General features: G+C 48.2%; 14 protein-coding genes. 7 read left to right on the forward strand and 7 right to left on the reverse strand.

Annotation, left to right across the window (positions count from 1 at the left end):
* Nucleotides 1–18: 18 nt before the first annotated feature.
* Nucleotides 19–3816 carry a DNA polymerase III subunit alpha gene (gene dnaE, locus DWZ03_RS11620; protein ID WP_009037192.1) on the reverse strand — a complete coding sequence of 1266 codons (3798 nt, stop codon included), beginning with the start codon at nt 3814–3816 and terminating at the stop codon, nt 19–21.
* Between the two features lie 170 nt (nt 3817–3986).
* Here dnaE and DWZ03_RS11625 point away from each other — a divergent pair, with 170 nt between their 5' ends.
* The 3 genes from DWZ03_RS11625 (at nt 3987) to DWZ03_RS11635 (ending at nt 5761) form a co-directional block, all read left to right on the forward strand.
* A complete protein-coding gene (locus DWZ03_RS11625; protein WP_005824199.1) occupies nt 3987–4673 on the forward strand; it encodes a phosphatidylserine decarboxylase family protein in 687 nt (228 codons plus the stop codon).
* Nucleotides 4674–4686: 13 nt separating this feature from the next.
* On the forward strand, nt 4687–5394 hold the full coding sequence (gene pssA, locus DWZ03_RS11630) for a CDP-diacylglycerol--serine O-phosphatidyltransferase (RefSeq protein ID WP_120130085.1): 708 nt from the start codon (nt 4687–4689) through the stop codon (nt 5392–5394).
* 67 nt (nt 5395–5461) lie between these two features.
* Nucleotides 5462–5761: a DUF4834 family protein gene (locus tag DWZ03_RS11635; RefSeq protein WP_005824202.1), complete on the forward strand. Its 300-nt coding sequence runs from the start codon at nt 5462–5464 to the stop codon at nt 5759–5761.
* A gap of 24 nt (nt 5762–5785) precedes the next feature.
* On the opposite strand, the gene DWZ03_RS11640 is transcribed toward DWZ03_RS11635, so the two are convergent.
* Nucleotides 5786–6220, reverse strand: coding sequence for a nucleoside deaminase (locus DWZ03_RS11640; RefSeq protein WP_009037193.1), 435 nt, complete (start codon nt 6218–6220; stop codon nt 5786–5788).
* A 25-nt stretch (nt 6221–6245) separates the two neighbouring features.
* On the reverse strand, nt 6246–6479 hold the full coding sequence (locus DWZ03_RS11645) for a hypothetical protein (RefSeq protein ID WP_005824205.1): 234 nt from the start codon (nt 6477–6479) through the stop codon (nt 6246–6248).
* Nucleotides 6480–6659: 180 nt separating this feature from the next.
* On the opposite strand from DWZ03_RS11645, the gene DWZ03_RS11650 reads away from it, so the two are divergent.
* The 4 genes from DWZ03_RS11650 to DWZ03_RS11665 all read left to right on the forward strand — a co-directional run bounded on the left by DWZ03_RS11650 (nt 6660) and on the right by DWZ03_RS11665 (nt 9980).
* Nucleotides 6660–8432: a S41 family peptidase gene (locus tag DWZ03_RS11650; RefSeq protein ID WP_120130088.1), complete on the forward strand. Its 1773-nt coding sequence runs from the start codon at nt 6660–6662 to the stop codon at nt 8430–8432.
* Nucleotides 8432–8797 carry a YraN family protein gene (locus DWZ03_RS11655; protein WP_005835106.1) on the forward strand — a complete coding sequence of 122 codons (366 nt, stop codon included), beginning with the start codon at nt 8432–8434 and terminating at the stop codon, nt 8795–8797. The genes DWZ03_RS11650 and DWZ03_RS11655 overlap by 1 nt, the downstream gene beginning before the upstream one ends.
* 69 nt (nt 8798–8866) lie before the next feature.
* On the forward strand, nt 8867–9223 hold the full coding sequence (locus DWZ03_RS11660; RefSeq protein WP_005824210.1) for an MmcQ/YjbR family DNA-binding protein: 357 nt from the start codon (nt 8867–8869) through the stop codon (nt 9221–9223).
* A complete protein-coding gene (locus DWZ03_RS11665; protein ID WP_005835105.1) occupies nt 9207–9980 on the forward strand; it encodes a biotin--[acetyl-CoA-carboxylase] ligase in 774 nt (257 codons plus the stop codon). The genes DWZ03_RS11660 and DWZ03_RS11665 overlap by 17 nt, the downstream gene beginning before the upstream one ends.
* A 121-nt stretch (nt 9981–10101) precedes the next feature.
* On the opposite strand, the gene DWZ03_RS11670 is transcribed toward DWZ03_RS11665, so the two are convergent.
* The 4 genes from DWZ03_RS11670 to DWZ03_RS11685 form a co-directional block, all read right to left on the reverse strand.
* Entirely contained in the window at nt 10102–12543 is a 2442-nt protein-coding gene (locus tag DWZ03_RS11670; protein WP_120130170.1) for a sugar-binding domain-containing protein, read from the reverse strand.
* A 36-nt stretch (nt 12544–12579) separates the two neighbouring features.
* Nucleotides 12580–14187, reverse strand: coding sequence for a glycoside hydrolase (locus tag DWZ03_RS11675; RefSeq protein ID WP_057087095.1), 1608 nt, complete (start codon nt 14185–14187; stop codon nt 12580–12582).
* A gap of 119 nt (nt 14188–14306) precedes the next feature.
* Nucleotides 14307–15968, reverse strand: coding sequence for a RagB/SusD family nutrient uptake outer membrane protein (locus DWZ03_RS11680; RefSeq protein ID WP_055288498.1), 1662 nt, complete (start codon nt 15966–15968; stop codon nt 14307–14309).
* A 13-nt stretch (nt 15969–15981) separates the two neighbouring features.
* Nucleotides 15982–19032: a SusC/RagA family TonB-linked outer membrane protein gene (locus DWZ03_RS11685; protein WP_120130091.1), complete on the reverse strand. Its 3051-nt coding sequence runs from the start codon at nt 19030–19032 to the stop codon at nt 15982–15984.
* Nucleotides 19033–19038 lie beyond the last annotated feature (6 nt).

The raw sequence follows: 19038 nt of genomic DNA on the forward strand, positions 1-19038 counted from the left end.
GTTTTCCAACAAAGATAACTAATTAATCCTGAACTCAAGATCCGAACGCTCTTTTAAATAAGTAATCAGTTCACGCCCCACGGAAAGCTTCACGGGACGGGAAATCAAATCGACCGTCATCTTGCTATCCTCATCTCTGACTTTGAAATAAAGCTCCGTACTGCCCGGACGTTCCTTGGTCAGTTCTGCCAGTTCAGTTATCAAAGCCTTGTTCAGCACACTCAGCGGAATGAGAATGGTGATCTTCTCAATCAGTTTCTCCTTGACGTCAGGCAACAGTTCCATGGAGGTTATCTTCAGCTCCAACTCATCCTGCCGCCATTGCTTGGGCTGGCAACGGGCTTTGATGAACAAGAAGGTACGCTCACCCAGATACCCCTGATAGGTCACCCAATCATTTCCGAAGAAAGGAAGCTCTGCCGAACCGGAATAGTCTTCAATCTTGGCTATGCCGTAAGGATTTCCATTTTTGCTGATACCGCGACGCACGGCGGTCACGATGCCACCCATTGTTATTTCGCGTCCCACAAGTGCCGTCTTATCTTCCAGCTCTGCCATGTGAGTGTTGCAAACATGCTCCAGAACTACGGAATACTCATCCAACGGATGTGCAGACAGATAGATACCTACCAAATCGCGCTCCCGGTTCAAACGGTCGAGGTCGCTCCAACGTTCCGCTACCGGTATTTCCGGAGTGGCGATATCCACCACATTCTCACCACCGAACAGGGAGTTTGCAGCCGCAGCCTGGTCGGCCTGGTAACGGTTACCATACCGCACCAAGGTTTCGAGGAAGACCTCGTTCTTGGAATTTACGGCAAAATACTGCTCTCGCTTCAGCTCCGGGAAGCTGTCGAACCCGCCCGCCAAAGCAAGACATTCCAGATTCTTCTTGTTGCAGGCTGTCAGATTGACACGCTGCACAAAATCAAATATACCCTTGAAAGGACCATTCTTCTCGCGTTCCTCCATGATGCTCTGCACAGCACCCTCGCCTACCCCTTTCACCGCGCCAAGACCAAAACGGATATTGCCTTCCTTGTTCACGGTGAACTTCAGGTTACTTTCATTCACATCCGGCCCCAATGTATTGATGCCCATTGCCTTGCATTCATCCATCAGTTTGGTTATATCGGTAATATTCGCCAAACTTCGGCTCATGACCGCCGCCATGTATTCGGCCGGATAGTTGGCCTTGAGGAAAGCCGTCTGATAGGCCACCCACGAATAGCAAGTGGCATGTGACTTGTTGAAGGCATAGGACGCAAACTTTTCCCAGTCGGCCCAGATTTTCTCAAGCACTTTCGGGTCGTGGCCGTTCTTTTGTCCACCCGAAATGAATTTCGGCTTCATGTGGTCCAGCTTGTCACGCAGTTTCTTACCCATCGCCTTACGTAAGGCATCGGACTCACCACGGGTGAAGTCTGCCAGCAAACGCGACAGAAGCATGACCTGCTCCTGGTAGACCGTAATGCCGTAGGTATCCTTCAGATACTTCTCCATGATGGGGATGTCATACTCGATGGGCTTGCGTCCCCACTTACGGTCGATGAAGTCGGGGATATAATCCATAGGTCCCGGACGGTAGAGGGCGTTCATGGCAATCAAGTCCTCGAAAGTGCTCGGTTGCAACTCACGCAGATATTTCTGCATACCGGCCGATTCAAACTGGAACGTACCGATGGTGCGGCCGTCGCAATAGAGTTTATAGGTAGCAGGGTCGGAAATGGATATCTTGTCGATGTCGAGTTCCAAGCCGCGGTGCAGACGTACATTGGCAACGGCTTCCTTAATGATGGACAAGGTTTTCAGTCCGAGGAAGTCCATCTTGATAAGTCCCGTATCTTCGATGACGGAACCTTCGTATTGGGTAACGAGCATCTTCTCGCCCGTCTCCTTATCATCCGCCGTGCTGACGGGTACCCAATCCGTGATGTCGTCACGGCAAATAATAGTACCGCAGGCATGCACACCCGTACCGCGTACATTACCTTCCAGCATCTTGGCATATTTCATCGTATCGCGCACCAGGGGATCGGGCGAAGCCTCCGCAGCCTGCAATTCGGGCACGTAGGCAATGGCATTGGGCAGGTTGAGTTTCTTGTCGGGAATCTTATCCGGCACGAGCTTGCACAGACGGTCCGATTCGCTCAAAGGCAGTTTCTGCACGCGCGCCACGTCCTTGATGGCCATCTTGGTCGCCATCGTGCCATATGTAATGATGTGCGCCACCTTCTCTTGCCCGTACTTCTCCGTCACCCAGCGGAGCACTTCTCCACGCCCGTCATCATCGAAGTCCACATCGATATCAGGCAAAGAGATACGGTCGGGATTCAAGAAACGCTCGAACAGAAGGTCGTATTGAATCGGGTCTATTTTCGTGATGCCCAAGCAATAGGCCACCGCCGAGCCGGCAGCCGAACCACGTCCCGGTCCCACCGAAACGCCCAGCTGTGTGCGGGCGGCATTGATAAAGTCCTGCACAATCAAGAAGTATCCCGGGAAACCCATCGTCTTCATGATGTACAGCTCAAAGACCAGACGTTCCTTCACCTCGTCGGACAAGGGATCACCGTACAGTTTTTTAGCACCGTCGAATGCCAATTTTGCCAGATAGTCGGCTTCCAGCTTGATACGGTACAGCTTGTCGTAGCCCCCCAGACGCTTTATCTTGGCATTGGCGGCATCCTCATCCAGCACCACCTTGCCGTTTTCATCCTGGGTAAACTCATCAAATAAGTCCTTTTCGGTATATTTCTGCCGATAGCCCTCTTCCGTTCCGAAATCTTCCGGAATAGCAAACGTAGGCATAATAGGAGCGTGGTCGATGGAATAATATTCCACCTTGTCCAAAATCTCCAAGGTATTGGACAAGGCTTCGGGAACATCCTCAAACAAGGCGTTCATCTCAGCCTTTGTCTTCATCCATTCCTGCTTGGTATAAAGCATTCGGGTAGGGTCATCCAGGTCTTTACCCGTGCTCAGACAAATCAGGCGGTCGTGCGCTTCTGCATTCTCTTCATCCACAAAGTGGACGTCATTGGAGCAGATAACCTTAATGTCATATTTCCGGGCAAGCTCCAGCAACTTGGCATTCGCCTTCTGCTGAAGCGGATAGGCTTCGTGGTTGGCACGGGGAACAGTGGCTTTATGGCGCTGAAGCTCCAGATAGTAATCATCGCCAAACAGATTCTTATACCAGCGTACAGCTTCTTCTGCCTCTTCCAGCTGGTCATTGATAATCTTCTTAGGAACCTCGCCACCGATACAAGCCGAGCAGACAATCAGCCCCTCATGGTACTTTTCCAGTTCACTGCGGTCTGTACGCGGACGCATATAGTATCCCCTTGTCCAGGCATGCGATACAAGTTTTATCAGATTGTGATACCCCTTCTCATTCTTTGCCAGCACAATCAGGTGATAGCCACTCTGGTCCGGCTTCCCCTCCTTCTTATCCATGGTTCGGCGGGCCACATACATTTCACAGCCTACAATCGGCTTGAACAGCTTGCTTTCCGCTTCTGCCATCTTGGCACGACAATCGGCAATCTCCGCTTCCTTGTCTTCACACTCTATCTCACCGCTTTCAATACCGGCAATCCTTTTCTTGAGGTCCTTTATCTCCCCCTTTGGCCCGCTGTTCTTCTTGTTGACATAGTTGGTGAACTCCTTGATACCGAACATATTTCCATGGTCGGTCACGGCAATGCCTTTCATACCATCCTTCATGGCCTTGTCAACCAGCCTGCTGACACTTGCCTGACCATCCAGAAGAGAGTATTGGGTATGGACATGTAAATGAACAAAATCTTGCATATATATCCTTTCTATTGAGAGCCTAAAATTACAACCTCTATCACAGCTAACAAAAATATTTCCCAAAAAGTTATCAACATGCACATTTCTCTCTCCAAATCCTTGTTAGATTTTCAAAATAAGCCTATTTTTGCAGATAATTTCTATCTAAATTAGCAAATACGATATACATGGGTCGATTAAAAAGATTAAAAAAGATACGCATACACCGTGAAGGAACACATACATTGGCAGGCAGCCTGGTTCTGATTCTGGCTGTCAACACTGCCCTTTACTTCGGATTGGAATGCAAAGTTCCTTTTTACGTAGTAGCGGTCATCAGCCTCATAGTATATGGCATACTCGTGAACTTCTTCCGCTGCCCCATCCGTTTGTTCGGACAAGAAACGGAGAAAGTCGTGGTAGCTCCTGCCGACGGTAAAATCGTAGTGGTGGAAGAAGTGGAGGAAAACGAATACTTCCACGACCGCCGTATCATGGTATCTATATTCATGAGTCTGGTTAATGTACACGCCAACTGGTATCCGGTAGATGGTACGGTAAAGAAGGTATGGCACAAAAACGGGAAGTTCATGAAAGCCTGGCTGCCCAAAGCCAGCACCGACAACGAGCGTTCCACCGTAGTAATAGAAACTCCGGAAGGCGTGGAGATTATGGCACGACAGATAGCCGGAGCCATGGCGCGCCGCATCGTGACCTATGCCGAACCGGGCGAGGAATGCTATATTGACGAACATATGGGTTTCATCAAATTCGGCTCCCGCGTGGATGTCTTTCTACCGTTGGGCACCGAAGTATTCGTTAAACTAGGACAACTGACTACCGGCAATCAGACTGTGATAGCCAAACTTAAATAATAAAAGAACAACAATGGCAAACTGCATTACCCGCCATATTCCAAATACTCTGACCTGCCTGAACCTATTCTCCGGGTGTATTGCTTGTGTCATGGCATTCGAAGCCAGATATGAATGGGCACTCGCTTTCATTATCTTCAGTGCCGTATTCGATTTCTTCGATGGCATGATGGCACGTGCACTGGACGCACACTCCATTATCGGCAAGGATTTGGATTCTCTGGCAGATGATGTCAGTTTCGGAGTGGCCCCTTCCCTGATTGTATTTTCCTTGTTCAAGGAAATGGACTATTCGGGCGCAATGGAAAGCTTGGCCAGCGTTTTCCCCTATCTCGCATTTCTTTTGTCCGTATTCTCTGCACTGCGGCTTGCCAAGTTCAACAACGATACCCGCCAGACGAGCTCTTTCGTAGGACTTCCCGTCCCGGCAAACGCCTTGTTCTGGGCTTCATTGGTGACGGGCGCTCACGACTGGCTGGTGAGCAGCAATTTCCATCCGGTTTATCTGTTGCTGCTGGTCTGCCTTTTCTCATGGCTGCTTGTATCGGAGATTCCAATGTTCTCACTCAAATTCAAGAATCTGTCATGGAAAGACAATAAAACAAGCTTCATTTTCCTGCTTGTCTGCATTCCGTTCCTCATCTTCTTGGGAATCTGCAGCTTTTCTGCAATCATCGTCTGGTATATACTGCTTTCGCTTATTACAAGGAAAAGTAAATAAACAAATCTTTGGCACGGTTGTTGTATTGAAGTTCGCAGAAAACGAACACATAAAAAGACATTAGCCCATGTTTCATATTTTAGGATTTTTATTCATCATCATAATTGCCATTCTGCTCATTGGCCTCAGCATTATCGGTACTGTCATCCGGAACATATTCGGATTGGGCGGACGCCGTACTTCCTCCAACTCCGGTCCCTACCAAAAAGGAAATGGTAATTACCAGCCGGGAGGGTATTCCTACAATGATAATAGACAATCGTCTGAGGAGGCACAAACTGAAGAAGGTGAAATACGTCCCCGCCACAAGAAACTGTTCTCCAAAGACGAGGGAGAGTATGTGGATTTTGAAGAAATCAAGGAGTAGGGATTAGGGATAAAGGATTAGAGATTATTTGCGCTTGGCGGCAAAGAACTCTTTCATCAGGGCGGCACATTCATCTGCCAGAATTCCTTTTACTACTTGTGTTTTGGGATGCAATGCCTGCGAGGCATAGCGCTGATACCCTCTTTTCTCATCTTCGGCGCCAAACACCAGACGCCCCATCTGTGCCCAGGCAATGGCACCGGCACACATCACGCAGGGTTCCACTGTGACATAGAGAGTACATTCATTCAGATATTTGCCGCCAAGAGTTGCAGCGGCAGCGGTAATGGCTTGCATCTCGGCATGGGCGGTGACATCCGTCAAAGTCTCCGTCAGATTATGGGCACGAGCTATGATACGGTCCTTGCACACCACAACTGCACCTACGGGAACTTCTCCCCGTTCACCGGCCTTATGGGCTTCCAAAAGCGCCTGCTTCATATAATAGCTATCGTCCAACGCCACCCCCTTTAATTTTTAATTTTCACCTCCTCATGTCGTGCTCACCGAACAAAGTAGGATAATCCTCTTCCATATTCTTATGGATAAACATGAGAATAGTCTCCCGCAGCCAACGCGACTTGTTCGTTATCTTGTATTTCTCCAGATAACGGTCCACAATCCGCTGCTCTTCCTCGCTCATCAGGCATACCATGCGCTGCTCGCGTTTCGGTTCTTCGGGCGTTGCTTTCGCACACGTTTTATCTCTCTTTCTCATATTTCCTGCAAAATTACTTTTACTTCTGTAAAAACAAAACGAACCTACGTAATTTTTATATCGGAAACACTTAAATAGCACTGAAATATTTTTTTGACCGGTAAACTTAAAGTATTTCTTAAAAACATTTTAATTTAGTAATTAAAAACGTATTTTTGGAGAGTTCTAAATTTAAAAGGTATGAAACATGTAAATTATCTTAGTTTCTTTCTACTCACATTGTTCAGTATAAGTTTTATCTCATGTAGTGACGATGACGATAATAAACTTAATACCGGCATAACCAATCAGAGTTGGACAGAGGGAAAATCCCTGGAGATCAGCCAGGATAATGAGTTGTCTGTAAGCTTCAATGCTGCAGCCAAATGGGTAGCTTCCGTCACCTCAGGAGCGGATTGGTGCAAACTGAATACGACCTCGGGTACAAAAGGACAAAGCACCTTGAAATTATCTGTAAGTACAAGTTCCACCACCGACCGGACAGCCAGAATTTCCATTAATATAGACGGCTATTCTCCTGCAAGTTTTGAAGTTACACAAAAGGGGACCAGTGTTCCCCAAACCACTGAAGATATGGAGATTAACGCAAAAGTTGATGAATATCTGAGGGAAATGTATCTCTGGAACGATGAATACAAAACGTTGAATCTTGACCATAACAAAGGCTATGAAGACTTCTTCTATGATGCATTGGGAAGTATGACTACCAATACTTTGGATAAAAAGGCTACTGCTGATGGGAAATATACTCTCTTTTCATACATACAGAAAAAAAATCCCATCGGTTCAACCCGTTCCACTCAATGGGTAAAAAAAGAACAAACCTATAGTTTCGGTATTACCGGAGCAGACGTCCGCGCAATTGGAAGTGAAGATAATTACACTATCTACTTCTTTGTACAAGGTGTTTATCCCAATTCACCGGCAGCACGAGCAGGTATTAAACGAGGTTCCTCAATCATGCAAATAAACGGAGAGAAGTTAACCATGAATAATTATTGGCAACATTACCTAGATTTACTGATACCTGCTTCGGCTTTCAGTCTGAAAATTACAGAGGAGGATATGGAGGGAGGTACCCAGGAAAAAGACATATCTTCCGAAGCCATGTACTGCAATCCTGTTCTTTTCAGCAAAGTGACAACAGAAGAAGAAACTCCAGGGCACAGGATCGGCTATCTTGTTTATTCTGGATTTGAGGCTGGATATGACCAAGAATTATTCGATGTATTCAAAGAATTCAAAAGCCAGAATATCACTGACCTAATTTTGGATTTACGTTACAATGGAGGTGGCCACGTTATATCAGCCAACCTAATAGCAACTTGTATAGCCGGCGCAAAATCTGAAGGCAAGGTGTTTACAAGCCTGAGATATAATAAAGAAAGAATGGAAAAACGCAACAATAAACGTGAGGAAGAATTGTTTGCATATTCCAACTATGAGAATCTGGCTACATCTCTATCAGCAGGTGCCTTAAACCTTCAGCACGTCTATTGTATCGTAGGTAGCGGAACAGCATCAGCCAGTGAACTTGTCATCAATTCTCTAAAGGGAATAGATGTAGAAGTAACACTTATAGGTAAAAGAACTACCGGTAAGAATGTAGGTATGGAACCAGTAGAATATACCATAAGAAATAATGTCTACGAAGTAGTTCCCATTACCTTCCAGAGCTATAATGCCAAAGGTGTTGGAGATTATGAAAATGGGTTCACACCTGACATCGAAATAGATGAAAACGACCCTTACGGCAGAGGAGACGGATATTACATATACAGAGACTATGGTTCGGATAAAGAGTTCCTATATGCCCGTGCCATCCAGGAAATCACCGGTCAGGCTCCGGTACCCACAACACGCAGTGCAGAAACCCTGATGAGAGGCAAAGCCTTGAAGGTCCCTGCCATCTACCGACGAGGACATGAAGGCATGATTAAATTGCCGAAATAATGGCAATACACAATATTCTTGGAAAAGCCGGTGAAGACGCCGCTGCCAAATACTTGGAACAGAACGGTTACACCATACGTGACCGTAACTGGCGGAAGAATCACCTTGAGCTGGATATTGTAGCCGACAAAGATAAGGAACTGATTATTGTGGAAGTGAAAACCCGTAGCAATACGGATTACATTGAGCCGCAGGATGCCGTGAACTGGCAGAAAATACGACGTATTGTCGTAGCGGCCGATGCCTATATCAAGCACTTCTGCTTGGATGCACCCGTCCGCTTCGACATCATAACGGCTGTAGGCGAACCGGGTGCATTCAGGATAGAGCATCTCAAAGAAGCCTTCTATCCGCCGATGTTCTGAGAGTTGAAAATTGACAAGCAAGAGTTATTTCAATCGTAAATTGTAAACCGTAAAACCGTAAATACCATCATGGACATCGAAACCGCCCGCGAATATTGCCTCAGCAAAAAAGCCGTCACGGAATGCTTTCCGTTTGACGAATACTCGCTCGTGATGAAAGTCATGAATAAAATGTTTGCACTTATCGACCTGGAAAGCGCCAACAAGATTTGTCTGAAATGCGACCCCGAATATGCACTCGAACTGCGGGAGCACTATGTTGCCATCGAAGGTGCCTATCACTTCAACAAAAAGTACTGGAACCAGGTGTTCCTTGACGGTGACGTCGACGACAAACTGTTGAAGCAACTGATAGACCACTCCGTGGAAGAAGTATTGAAGAAGTTCACCAAAAAAATGCGTACCGAATATGAAGCCCTGCCCTGACACATTCCCGTTCCCGCTGGTGGCATTGGACGAGACGGCATCGACCAACCAATACCTCAGCCAGCTTTGCAACCAGTTGCAAGAATCCGTTGCCGAACTAACAACCGTGACTGCCGAGTTCCAAACTGCCGGTAAAGGCCAGCGCGGCAATACCTGGGAAGCTGAAGAAGGCAAGAACCTGCTTTTCAGCTTTGTACTCTACCCTTCTTTTCTGGAAGCCCGCCGGCAGTTCATCCTTTCACAAATCGTTTCCCTCGCCATTAAGGAAGAGCTGAGCAGATGGTCTGATGAAATCACCATCAAATGGCCGAACGACATTTATTGGAAAGACAAGAAAATCTGCGGCATACTGATAGAGAACGACCTTTCCGGACATCATATCAGGCGCAGCATTGCCGGAATCGGTATCAACATCAACCAGGAAGTCTTCAACAGTGATGCTCCCAACCCCGTCTCACTGAAACAAATCACCGGAAAGGAGCACGACCGTTATGAAATCCTTGCCCATATCCTAAGACGTGTACAAATCTACTACAACAGCCTCCAAATGGAGGACTTCGCCGTCTACTCCGACGAGATATCCACACGGTATGCCCGCTCCCTTTTCCGTCGCCGGGGATTGCACCCTTATGAAGATGCCAACGGCAAGTTCCTTGCCCGGTTGCTGCGTGTAGAGCAAGACGGACGGTTCGTGCTGGAGGATGAAGGAGGAAGTGAACGGGAATATCTGTTCAAGGAAGTGCAATACATTCTGTAAGAAATGCACAACCCGTGCCATCGCATTGGCAAAGTTGTGCCACCATACTGGCACAGCCTTGCCATCGTACTGGCACGACTGTGCCAATACGATGGCACAAACATAAGTCCATAGTAGTGTACTACTGCCCTACTTCAAACTTTACTTCAGTTCCTTTCAGAAGGGGGGAAGCAAACTTTACTTTAACCGGTCCCTCTCCTCCGGTAGTCTGTATATAGGCCAGCAAACGCCCGTGGTATACGCGGTGACGGTTATCGGTATAATCACTCATGTCACTGTTGTCAGAGCCTTCGAGCCCAAGCAGACGCGCCGCTCCTTCAACTGTACACGTAATTTCATTGTCGCCAAGTTTCACAACAGTACCTTCTTCGTCAACCACCTCTACGGTTATGTGCACAGTGGCGCGGTCGCCGGACAAAATAGTGCGATCCGCCGTGGCACGGATGGCATAAGGACGTCCGGATGTCCGGATGGAATAGCTCGACAAGGCATTTCCTTCCTTATCGCAGCCCTCAGCACGAAGCTCACCAGCCCGGAAAGGAATATCCCAGTAGATGATGCCGGTCTTTTCATCATAAGGTTTCATCTCGCCTACCACCCTGCCGTTGAGCAGCAAACGCGCCTGCGGAGCATTGGTATAACACACCACACGTATGTTCTGCCCCTCGTCATAGTTCCAGATGTCCCATGCATCAGGCGAAAGGAATACATGCTCGGGATGCTTGGGATTGACATATACCGGATATGTTCCTGCATACGTGACCGGATTCTCGCACCACAACGAAGCCCGGAAATGTCCGCGTGGCTTGGGGAAACTTCCGAAATCGAGCAAACCCGTGTACAAACCGCGGGACGGCCATCTGCCCGATTCACCCAGATAATCCGTACCGGTCCAGATGAACTGCCCGAAGATGAAATCCTTGTCGCGGACGGCATACCAGGCATCAAGCCCCGAACCCGTCTCGCTTCCATAGATAATGCGGTCCGGATAAGTGGCATGGTCTTGGTCGTAGCGGTTTTCCGTATAGTTATACCCCACCACATCCACAGCATCGGGATACTCCGTCTCGTTCGACATCACGACACCCGCCAAAGCTCCGGTCACGGGACGGGAAGTGTCCACGGCACGTACACAGGCAGCCAGACGCTTTGCTATGGTTCCGATGCGCATGGCATCGGGAGCATCCGGCTTATAGCCCCCGAACATAGGCTGGTTGATTTTAGCTCCATCAAGAACGGGATGCGAATAAGGGTCGTTCGGATAATCCACTTCATTGCCGATACTCCACAAGAAAATACAGGTATGATTGCGGTCACGACGTACCATATCGGTTACGTCCCGTTCTATCCACTCCTCGAAGAAGTCGAAAGTACCGTCATAACTCGGAGTACCCACATTCCAGCCTTGTACCCATTTGCGTTTCGGAAACTCCCATTCGTCAGAGACTTCATCCATTACAAGAAATCCCAGGCGGTCACACAGTTCATAAAGAACGGGGGCTTGTGGGTTATGGCTCATGCGGATGGCATTTACGCCAATCCCTTTCAAGTTATTCAGGCGGCGTTCCCATACCTCCGGCGGCACTACTGCACCCAGCACTCCTGCATCATGATGCAGGCATACACCTTTTACCTTCATCCAGTTGCCGTTGAGGGCAAAACCTTTGTTGGCATCAAATTCCAGCGTACGCAGTCCCACTTTGGTCTCACTGCCGTCAATGCGTTTGCCATTGGCAAGCAATTCGGTTTTCAATGTATACAGATACGGATTATCCAGATTCCAACGATGGGGTTTGAACACTTTCAAGTCAAGACTTTGCTTGGCAATGCCCTCTTTTCCATCGGCAACACGCACACGGCGTTGTGCCACCTGCTTTCCGGCAGTATCGTACAGTGAAGCCTTCAGTTCCAGTTTGTCGGAAGTTGCCTTGTGCTTCTCCACCTCTACATCGACCGCAACGACGGCTTGCTTGTCTGTCAGCGAAGCGGCATGCCAGCCCACACCCCATTGCGCAATATGTGTATCGGGAGCAGCCACCAGCCATACATCGCGATAGATGCCCGACCCCGTATACCAACGTGAATCGGCATAACGGCTATGGTCTACACGGACAGCCAGCACATTGTCGCCTTCCTTCAGGTAAGGGGTCATGTCGTAAAGAAACGATACATAGCCGTTGGGGCGCCTGCCAAGCAGATGCCCGTTCAGGTAAACCTCGCTCCGGTTATATACCCCTTCGAAATAGATATAATGACGTGTTGCGTTGTCTTCAACCCTGAAGTGTTTGCGATACCAGCCTATCCCACCCGGCAGGTACCCGGTGCAACTGGCCAGTGTGGGCGACAATTGCCCCTCTATGGACCAATCGTGTGGCAAAGAAAGCTTCCGCCATTCGCTGTCGTCATAGTCAGTCCGGACAATAGCCGAGTCGTCCGTCAGCCGGAACAGCCATCCGTCATTGAATTTTGCGGCATCGCCAAATGCCACCTGCGCCTTTATCGGAGCAACGACCAGCATTGCCAGCAAAAAGATAAGAGCAGTCCTGTTATTCTTAAAATACATTTTCATATAGATTTTCTTTGAAGTTAAACTAATTCCTTACTTCAGGCTATACACCACGGTTGTCACACTCTTGGCTTCCAGAATCACCTGCTTGCCTGCCGCCACCGTTCCTTCCACCAGATTCTTGCTACCGGTAGTTGCATAAGTAGCTATTGACTTCGCTTCATTGCTCCATCCCACATGCGTTTCACCTAAGCGAACCGCCTTATCAGACATGTTTGTATAGACGGCCACTACCTTATCCCCCTCGGGAGAAAGCCAGGCGGAACCGAAAAAAGTACGCGATTCGTTCAAGTCGAGGGCAATACGGCGGTATCCCGGACGGATAAAGCGGCTGTAATTGCCCAGTACCCAAAGAGTGGCAGTAGCCTGATAGCTTCCCTCCTGCTCTATATCACCATACTCGCCACCGGCAGGTACCAGCGAAATCAAGAGAAAACGGTTCTTATGCCCCCAACGGGAAACATCCATCGATGTCCAGTAACTCCAGGAAGACACTCCAGCCACAGTGAGGTCATTGTGGATGACCTTCGACATGTAGAAAGCGATATCCATCTCAGAAGCCTGCTCGTAGCCCACAAATTCGGAACTGCTGTAATTATCGCCCAGCATACTCCATTCACTCTGCCAAACATCCAGATTATACTGACCGGCAGCCTGGGCCACTTGCTTGCGCACGTTGCGCATACCGTCCCATGTGCCGTCAGTCCAATAGCTGTGTCCGCAAATGAGATTCTTCACGTGTGCCAAGTCACCCACGTAGGCGGAAGAGCCGGGTGTAAAGAAAGCTGAGAATATATTACTGCGGTTGGCATCGCCTTTCACTTTATACAGATACTCCCAATCACCGGATTCGCCCAAGAGAATGTCTGTGGAAAGCCCCCGGTCATCCAACGACATATCCAACTCGCGTGCCAGTGCAGCCACTTCGTCATTGGTCCAGCCACTGCCCTCCTGACCGCTGTCCCAGTTGTACTGCGGCTCGTTGACGGGCGAGATATGGCTTATGTGATAGCCTTCACCGGTATAACGGGCCGCTACATCGGCCATATATCCTGCAAAGTCACCATAATGCTCCGGTTTCAGATTGGAAAGTCCCCCTCTGGCGGAAAATCCTTTTCCATTATAGGTGTACTGCACGGGAGGTGTATTGCTGAAAAGAACGAAATTGTTACATCCCAGCTCCTTGGCACGGTCCATGAAGTAACGTTGTCCCTCGCAACGGGTCCAGTCGTACGTCAAGTCATCCGTAAGATAGGATTCCGCACGACGGGATTTATCCTCGATGCCGCTGGCTTCACCTTGCGCGGCACTGCCGCCACCAAGATTCACCCGCCATTGGGAAAGGCCGATTCCTTTCGGCTTGCCGCCCACAATCTCTGAAGAAAAAAGCAGTTCCGTAATCCCCGCACGGTGCGAAGTCCATGACTTGCCCACAAAGGCAGGCGACCAACAGTCCGAAGCGCCAAAGCCGGCTATTGTCTGGAAAGTCTGTCCGGCATCGATGCTCACCAGTTTCTCTACGCTGTTTGTAATGTCCGGACCCTCAGGAGTGTCTGGAGTATCCGGCGTAACGGGAGAATCGTCGCTGCAAGCCATTGCAGCAAGCAGTGCCGGAAGAATAAAAATGTGTCTCAAATTCATGATATTGTTTCGGATTAAAAAAACTGCCGCGGATAATCCATTGCAAACTATCCGCGACAGAATATAAAGACCTATTGAATAATCAGTTCCTGCAACAATCTGTTTTCATCAGAATGTGTTTAATTCCAACCCGGGTTCTGGGTAATGGAACCGTTGGACATCGTGATTTCGTACAAAGGAATGGGGAACACCATGTCGCGGTTTTCATTGAAAGTGATGCCTTTGTCACTTGCTTCACCTTGATTTTCCCACTCAAGAGCGTCACGGGTAGCCTCTTCAGTGTTCCACTTCACAAAGGAACCGTTCGGTCCCAGGATATTGCTAATCATCTTTTTACCATTTGTATCAGTCCAGCGGCGGATATCATACAGACGGTTCTGCTCGAAAGCTAATTCCAAACGGCGCTCCAGGCGAATGGCACTTTGCAATGCCTTTCCACTTGCCGTAACGTCATCCAACTTGGCACGTCTGCGCACCTGATTGAGAGCATCGCGGGCAGAAGCGTCATCACCCAGTTCATTGCAAGCCTCAGCATACATTAAAAGGACATCGGCATAACGCAGAATACGGTGATTCAAAGGACTCTTGTCCGTGGCGTAAGCCGTTGCATCGCCTTGAGCACGATATTTCATCGGCAGGAAATACTTGCGGATGATACGCGCAGACTTATGGTCAGCGGGATTGATAATATAGCAATTGGGGTCCCAACCATATTTATCAAGATATTCCTGATACTTATTCAACGCTTTGCTTGCGTCAATGAAATCCTCGAATTGGTCTTCGCCGGCAATTTCTGTACAGCCCGACTTGATTATTGTCCATTTCAAACGTTCCGTATCGCCGGCCTCAATATAAGCTTGCTCCAAATTTGCCGTAGGCTGACACCAGCTCCAACCATCACCAGGACCATTACGGGCACCGGTTACCGTAGCAAGCGCCCCTCCTAAGCCCAAAGTGGGATGATATTCATACTGGATTTCCAGAAGGCTCTCCGCACTGTTGTCATAGTCGACATTCCATACCTGCCCGAAATCGGGAAGCAATTGGTATTCGCCTTCATCTATCACAGTCTTCAACACATCATGGGCAGCCTGCCATTTCTCCTGATAGAGGTACACTTTACCCAATAATCCTAAAGCGGCGCCACGGGTAGCATGCCCTACTTGCGCAGTACTGCGTTGCGGCAGTATTTCGGCAGCTGCCATCAGGTCATCCTCTATGAATTTGTACACGGCTTCTGCCGTAGCACGTTCTGTTCCCTCCACTTCTTCCGGCATTTGGAAACTGGTCATCAAGGGCACCCCGCCAAAATTTCTCACCAGTTCGAAGTAATAGTAGCCACGCAGGAAACGGGCTTCTGCCACCAGACGGTCTCTGGTTTCTGTCTCTTGGGTTTCGAGAGCCGCAATGCGATCTATGGCTATGTTACAACGTAAAATACCTTTGTAACGGTACTGCCAAAAATTGGAGATAGGGCCATTGCTGGCACCGTTTCCCTGATAATGCGCCAATGAGATATAATCACTCTGAGACTGAGAGGTATTCCCCATCCAGGCATCATCTCCACACATTTCGGAAAGTAACCACACGGTGTTGATTTGCCACCATCCTCCATATGTCATGGCCTGATAACAGCTCGTGACTGCGGATTCACACTCTTCTATGGACTTATAATAAGTGTCCACGTTCAATTGCCCACGTACGTCTTCCGTCAGGAAGTCCTCGCAAGAGGTAAACACCAGCGAAGCAATCAGAACTACTATTGTAAATATTCGTTTCATGGATAATCAAGAATTAAAATTTGAAGTCAATGCCAAACAAGAATGTTCTCGGATTAGGATAAGCCACGTTGTCAATACCGGTATTGATGGCACTGCCAGAGCTGTCGGTAGTACCGTCAACCATCGGGCGTTCGGGGTCCATCCCCGAATAACCGGTAATGGTAAACGGATTCTGTGCAGAGAAGGAAAGACGCAAGTCAGCACCTCCAACCCATTGCTTAGGAAGCGTATAGCCTATCTGTAACAGCTTGCAACGCAAGTAGGAACCATCTTCCACATAGAAACTGGAAACACGGTTATAGTTCAGGTTCAAGTCATTGCTCGACAAACGGGGAATATCATTGCCGGTACCCCCGCCATGCCATGCTTTCTCCAGTGTACCTGCCCAAACATTCTGTCCGCCTGAACCGGAGTACCGTCCTTTGGTGACATTGTAAATATCATTACCGAACGTACCATAGAAATTGGCTGCAAAATCAATGTTCTTATAACGCATACCAATATTCAGACCCATCATTAAATCAGGATAAGGATTGCCGATATAATCTTTGTCATTGGCATCGAGCACTCCGTTATGGTCCCGGTCCTTGAAGCGGATGTCTCCCGGTTTTGCATTGGGCTGAATCAGTGTTCCGTGTTCGTCAGTGTGCGCATACACCTCTTCCCGATTCTGGAACAAGCCATCGGCCACGTAACCGTAGAAACGGGAGATAAAACCACCATCTTCGTTACGGATAATCTGGTCGCTATTGAATCCACCGACATTGATAGGACCGTCGCCCGAGAACTTGATGGCCTTGTTGCGTACGGCAGAAAGGTTCAGACCTAAATCGTAAGAGAAATCCTTGCCGATTTCATCGCGCCAGGTAAGTCCCACTTCCCAACCGCGGGCCTGCATACTACCGATGTTCATCCAAATCTGGCTGTTCCAGTTATCATATCCCAAAGAGAGGATATTCTGTTTCTGGTAGAGCATGTCAATGGACTTTTTCTGGAAATATTCGAATGTTACACCCAAACGTGAATCAAGGAATGACATATCCACACCTACGTTCCAATCTTCCACAGTCTCCCACTTCAACTGGTTGTTACCTACTGTAGACACGAAGTAACCATTTGCCAACGTATTGCCATAATAGTATTGGGTTTCGCTCAACAAAGTAAGGGTAGCATTATTGTTAATATTCTGATTACCTACACGGCCCCAGCCTCCACGAAGCTTCAGGTCACTGAAGATGTCCTGGTCCTGCATAAATGCCTCACTGATGACACGCCAGGAAGCGGAAACAGACGGGAAGAGGGCATATTTGCTGCCCTTCGGGAAACGGGAAGAACCGTCAGCACGAAGAGATGCCGAAATGTAGTAACGGTTATCGTAGTTGTACATGACACGGCCCAGGAAAGAAACCAGTGTATTGTAAGTGGTTTCACCGTTGGCCTCGTCCGTACCCTGCTGTCCGGCATTCACTTCCTGCATCTGGTCCAGATTATTGGGAACATTATCACGCCGTGCCTGAGTATTGTACCATGCAAAACGTTCGGCAGTAAAGCCAGCCATTACATTCAAGTTGTGCTTTTCAGCGAAAGCGTCCATGTAAGTGGCTGTATTCGTCCAGTTCCAGTCAAACCACTCCTGATTGCGGCGGGTGATTTCGTTCAAGTCTTGTTTCTCCAACGGATCCATATTGAACTTCGGAACGAATGAATCAGAACGGCGATAGTGTGCATTGGCACCGAACTGGGTGCGCAACGTCAGCTTTTCTATCGGGTTTACCTGCAGATAGGTATTCAGAATGGCACCCAACTCGCGAGAATGAGCATTGCTACGGGCAATTGAACCGGCGGGATTCCACTCCTGGTTGTTGTAAGAGCGTTGATAGTTGTTGTACTCATTATCCTCCCATTGGTCCTGCGGACGGAATACCGGAGTTGTCGGGTCCATAGCCATGGCTGCCGAGAACTGGTTTGGGGTATCATCCCATGATTCGACACGTGGAGCAATATCAACTCCCAATTTTACATACTTATTAAATGTATATTCAGTATTCAGACGGATATTTATCTTATCCCAATAACCTACATCAAACTGTGAGTTGTTACGATAATAGCCCACGCTAAAGTTATAAACAAACTGTTCTGAGCCACCGGCAACACTAAGTGAATGGTTCTGCACCAAAGCTGTTTTATTGACTACAGTATCCCACCAGTCTGTACCACCGGGATTGGTCGTAGCACCCGTATCGTTCCAGATAGAAGAAAGGCCATCATTCGTATAACGGGTATTGAACACTTCTTTATATTCAGCCGCACCGGCAATATTAGGTTTGGCCACGGTCTGGAAACCAACAGAAGAATTCCAATTGATGCGGGCTTTACCAGTCTTACCTTTCTTTGTAGTAATCAGGATGACACCGTTTGATGCACGTGTACCATAGATAGCGGCAGCCGAAGCATCTTTCAATACTTCCATGGAAGCAATATCGTTACTATTCAGAAAGTTGATATTGTCACCTACCGGCATACCATCCACTACATACAGCGGATTCGTACCGTTTACGGTAGTTACACCACGAATCAGCACCTTCGGAGTAGCTCCAGGGCCACCACCACTGGTGACTTGTACACCATTTACCTTACCCTGCAAAGCATCCATAGCATTACCGGTCACGGTTTCAGTGATTTCATCGCCTTTTACTGTAGCAATAGAACTGGTCAAATCGCTCTTTTTCACAGCACCATAACCGATAACCACCACTTCATCCAGTAATTCCGCAGCCTCCTTCAGTACCACGTTAATCGTAGTACGTCCACCTACAGCTATTTCCTGAGACTCAAAACCAATAGAAGAGAATACCAACACTGCATTCTTGTCTACATTGGGTAATGTATAATCACCGTCGATACCGGTAATTGTACCCGTACCGGTACCTTTCACTTGAACTGTAGTTCCAATCAACGGCTGCTGGTCGGTGGCCGAAGTCACCACACCCTTAACCGTTATCTGCTGCGCATAACCGCAAAGGCTTATCAGCGCAAGACATAATAATAGAATTTGCTTTTTCATATCTTA

Source organism: Bacteroides sp. AF29-11, from assembly GCF_003602895.1.
In the GTDB taxonomy this organism is placed as follows: domain Bacteria; phylum Bacteroidota; class Bacteroidia; order Bacteroidales; family Bacteroidaceae; genus Bacteroides; species Bacteroides uniformis.

What these genes read in the sequence shown, in the direction of transcription:
- DWZ03_RS11650 (WP_120130088.1), top strand. Translation starts at nt 6,660, where the DNA reads ATGAAACATGTAAATTATCTTAGTTTCTTTCTACTCACATTGTTCAGT.
- DWZ03_RS11625 (WP_005824199.1), top strand. Translation starts at nt 3,987, where the DNA reads ATGGGTCGATTAAAAAGATTAAAAAAGATACGCATACACCGTGAAGGA.
- dnaE (WP_009037192.1), bottom strand. Translation starts at nt 3,816, where the DNA reads ATGCAAGATTTTGTTCATTTACATGTCCATACCCAATACTCTCTTCTG.
- DWZ03_RS11660 (WP_005824210.1), top strand. Translation starts at nt 8,867, where the DNA reads ATGGACATCGAAACCGCCCGCGAATATTGCCTCAGCAAAAAAGCCGTC.
- DWZ03_RS11680 (WP_055288498.1), bottom strand. Translation starts at nt 15,968, where the DNA reads ATGAAACGAATATTTACAATAGTAGTTCTGATTGCTTCGCTGGTGTTT.
- DWZ03_RS11670 (WP_120130170.1), bottom strand. Translation starts at nt 12,543, where the DNA reads ATGTATTTTAAGAATAACAGGACTGCTCTTATCTTTTTGCTGGCAATG.
- DWZ03_RS11655 (WP_005835106.1), top strand. Translation starts at nt 8,432, where the DNA reads ATGGCAATACACAATATTCTTGGAAAAGCCGGTGAAGACGCCGCTGCC.
- DWZ03_RS11685 (WP_120130091.1), bottom strand. Translation starts at nt 19,032, where the DNA reads ATGAAAAAGCAAATTCTATTATTATGTCTTGCGCTGATAAGCCTTTGC.
- DWZ03_RS11645 (WP_005824205.1), bottom strand. Translation starts at nt 6,479, where the DNA reads ATGAGAAAGAGAGATAAAACGTGTGCGAAAGCAACGCCCGAAGAACCG.
- DWZ03_RS11635 (WP_005824202.1), top strand. Translation starts at nt 5,462, where the DNA reads ATGTTTCATATTTTAGGATTTTTATTCATCATCATAATTGCCATTCTG.
- DWZ03_RS11665 (WP_005835105.1), top strand. Translation starts at nt 9,207, where the DNA reads ATGAAGCCCTGCCCTGACACATTCCCGTTCCCGCTGGTGGCATTGGAC.
- DWZ03_RS11675 (WP_057087095.1), bottom strand. Translation starts at nt 14,187, where the DNA reads ATGAATTTGAGACACATTTTTATTCTTCCGGCACTGCTTGCTGCAATG.
- pssA (WP_120130085.1), top strand. Translation starts at nt 4,687, where the DNA reads ATGGCAAACTGCATTACCCGCCATATTCCAAATACTCTGACCTGCCTG.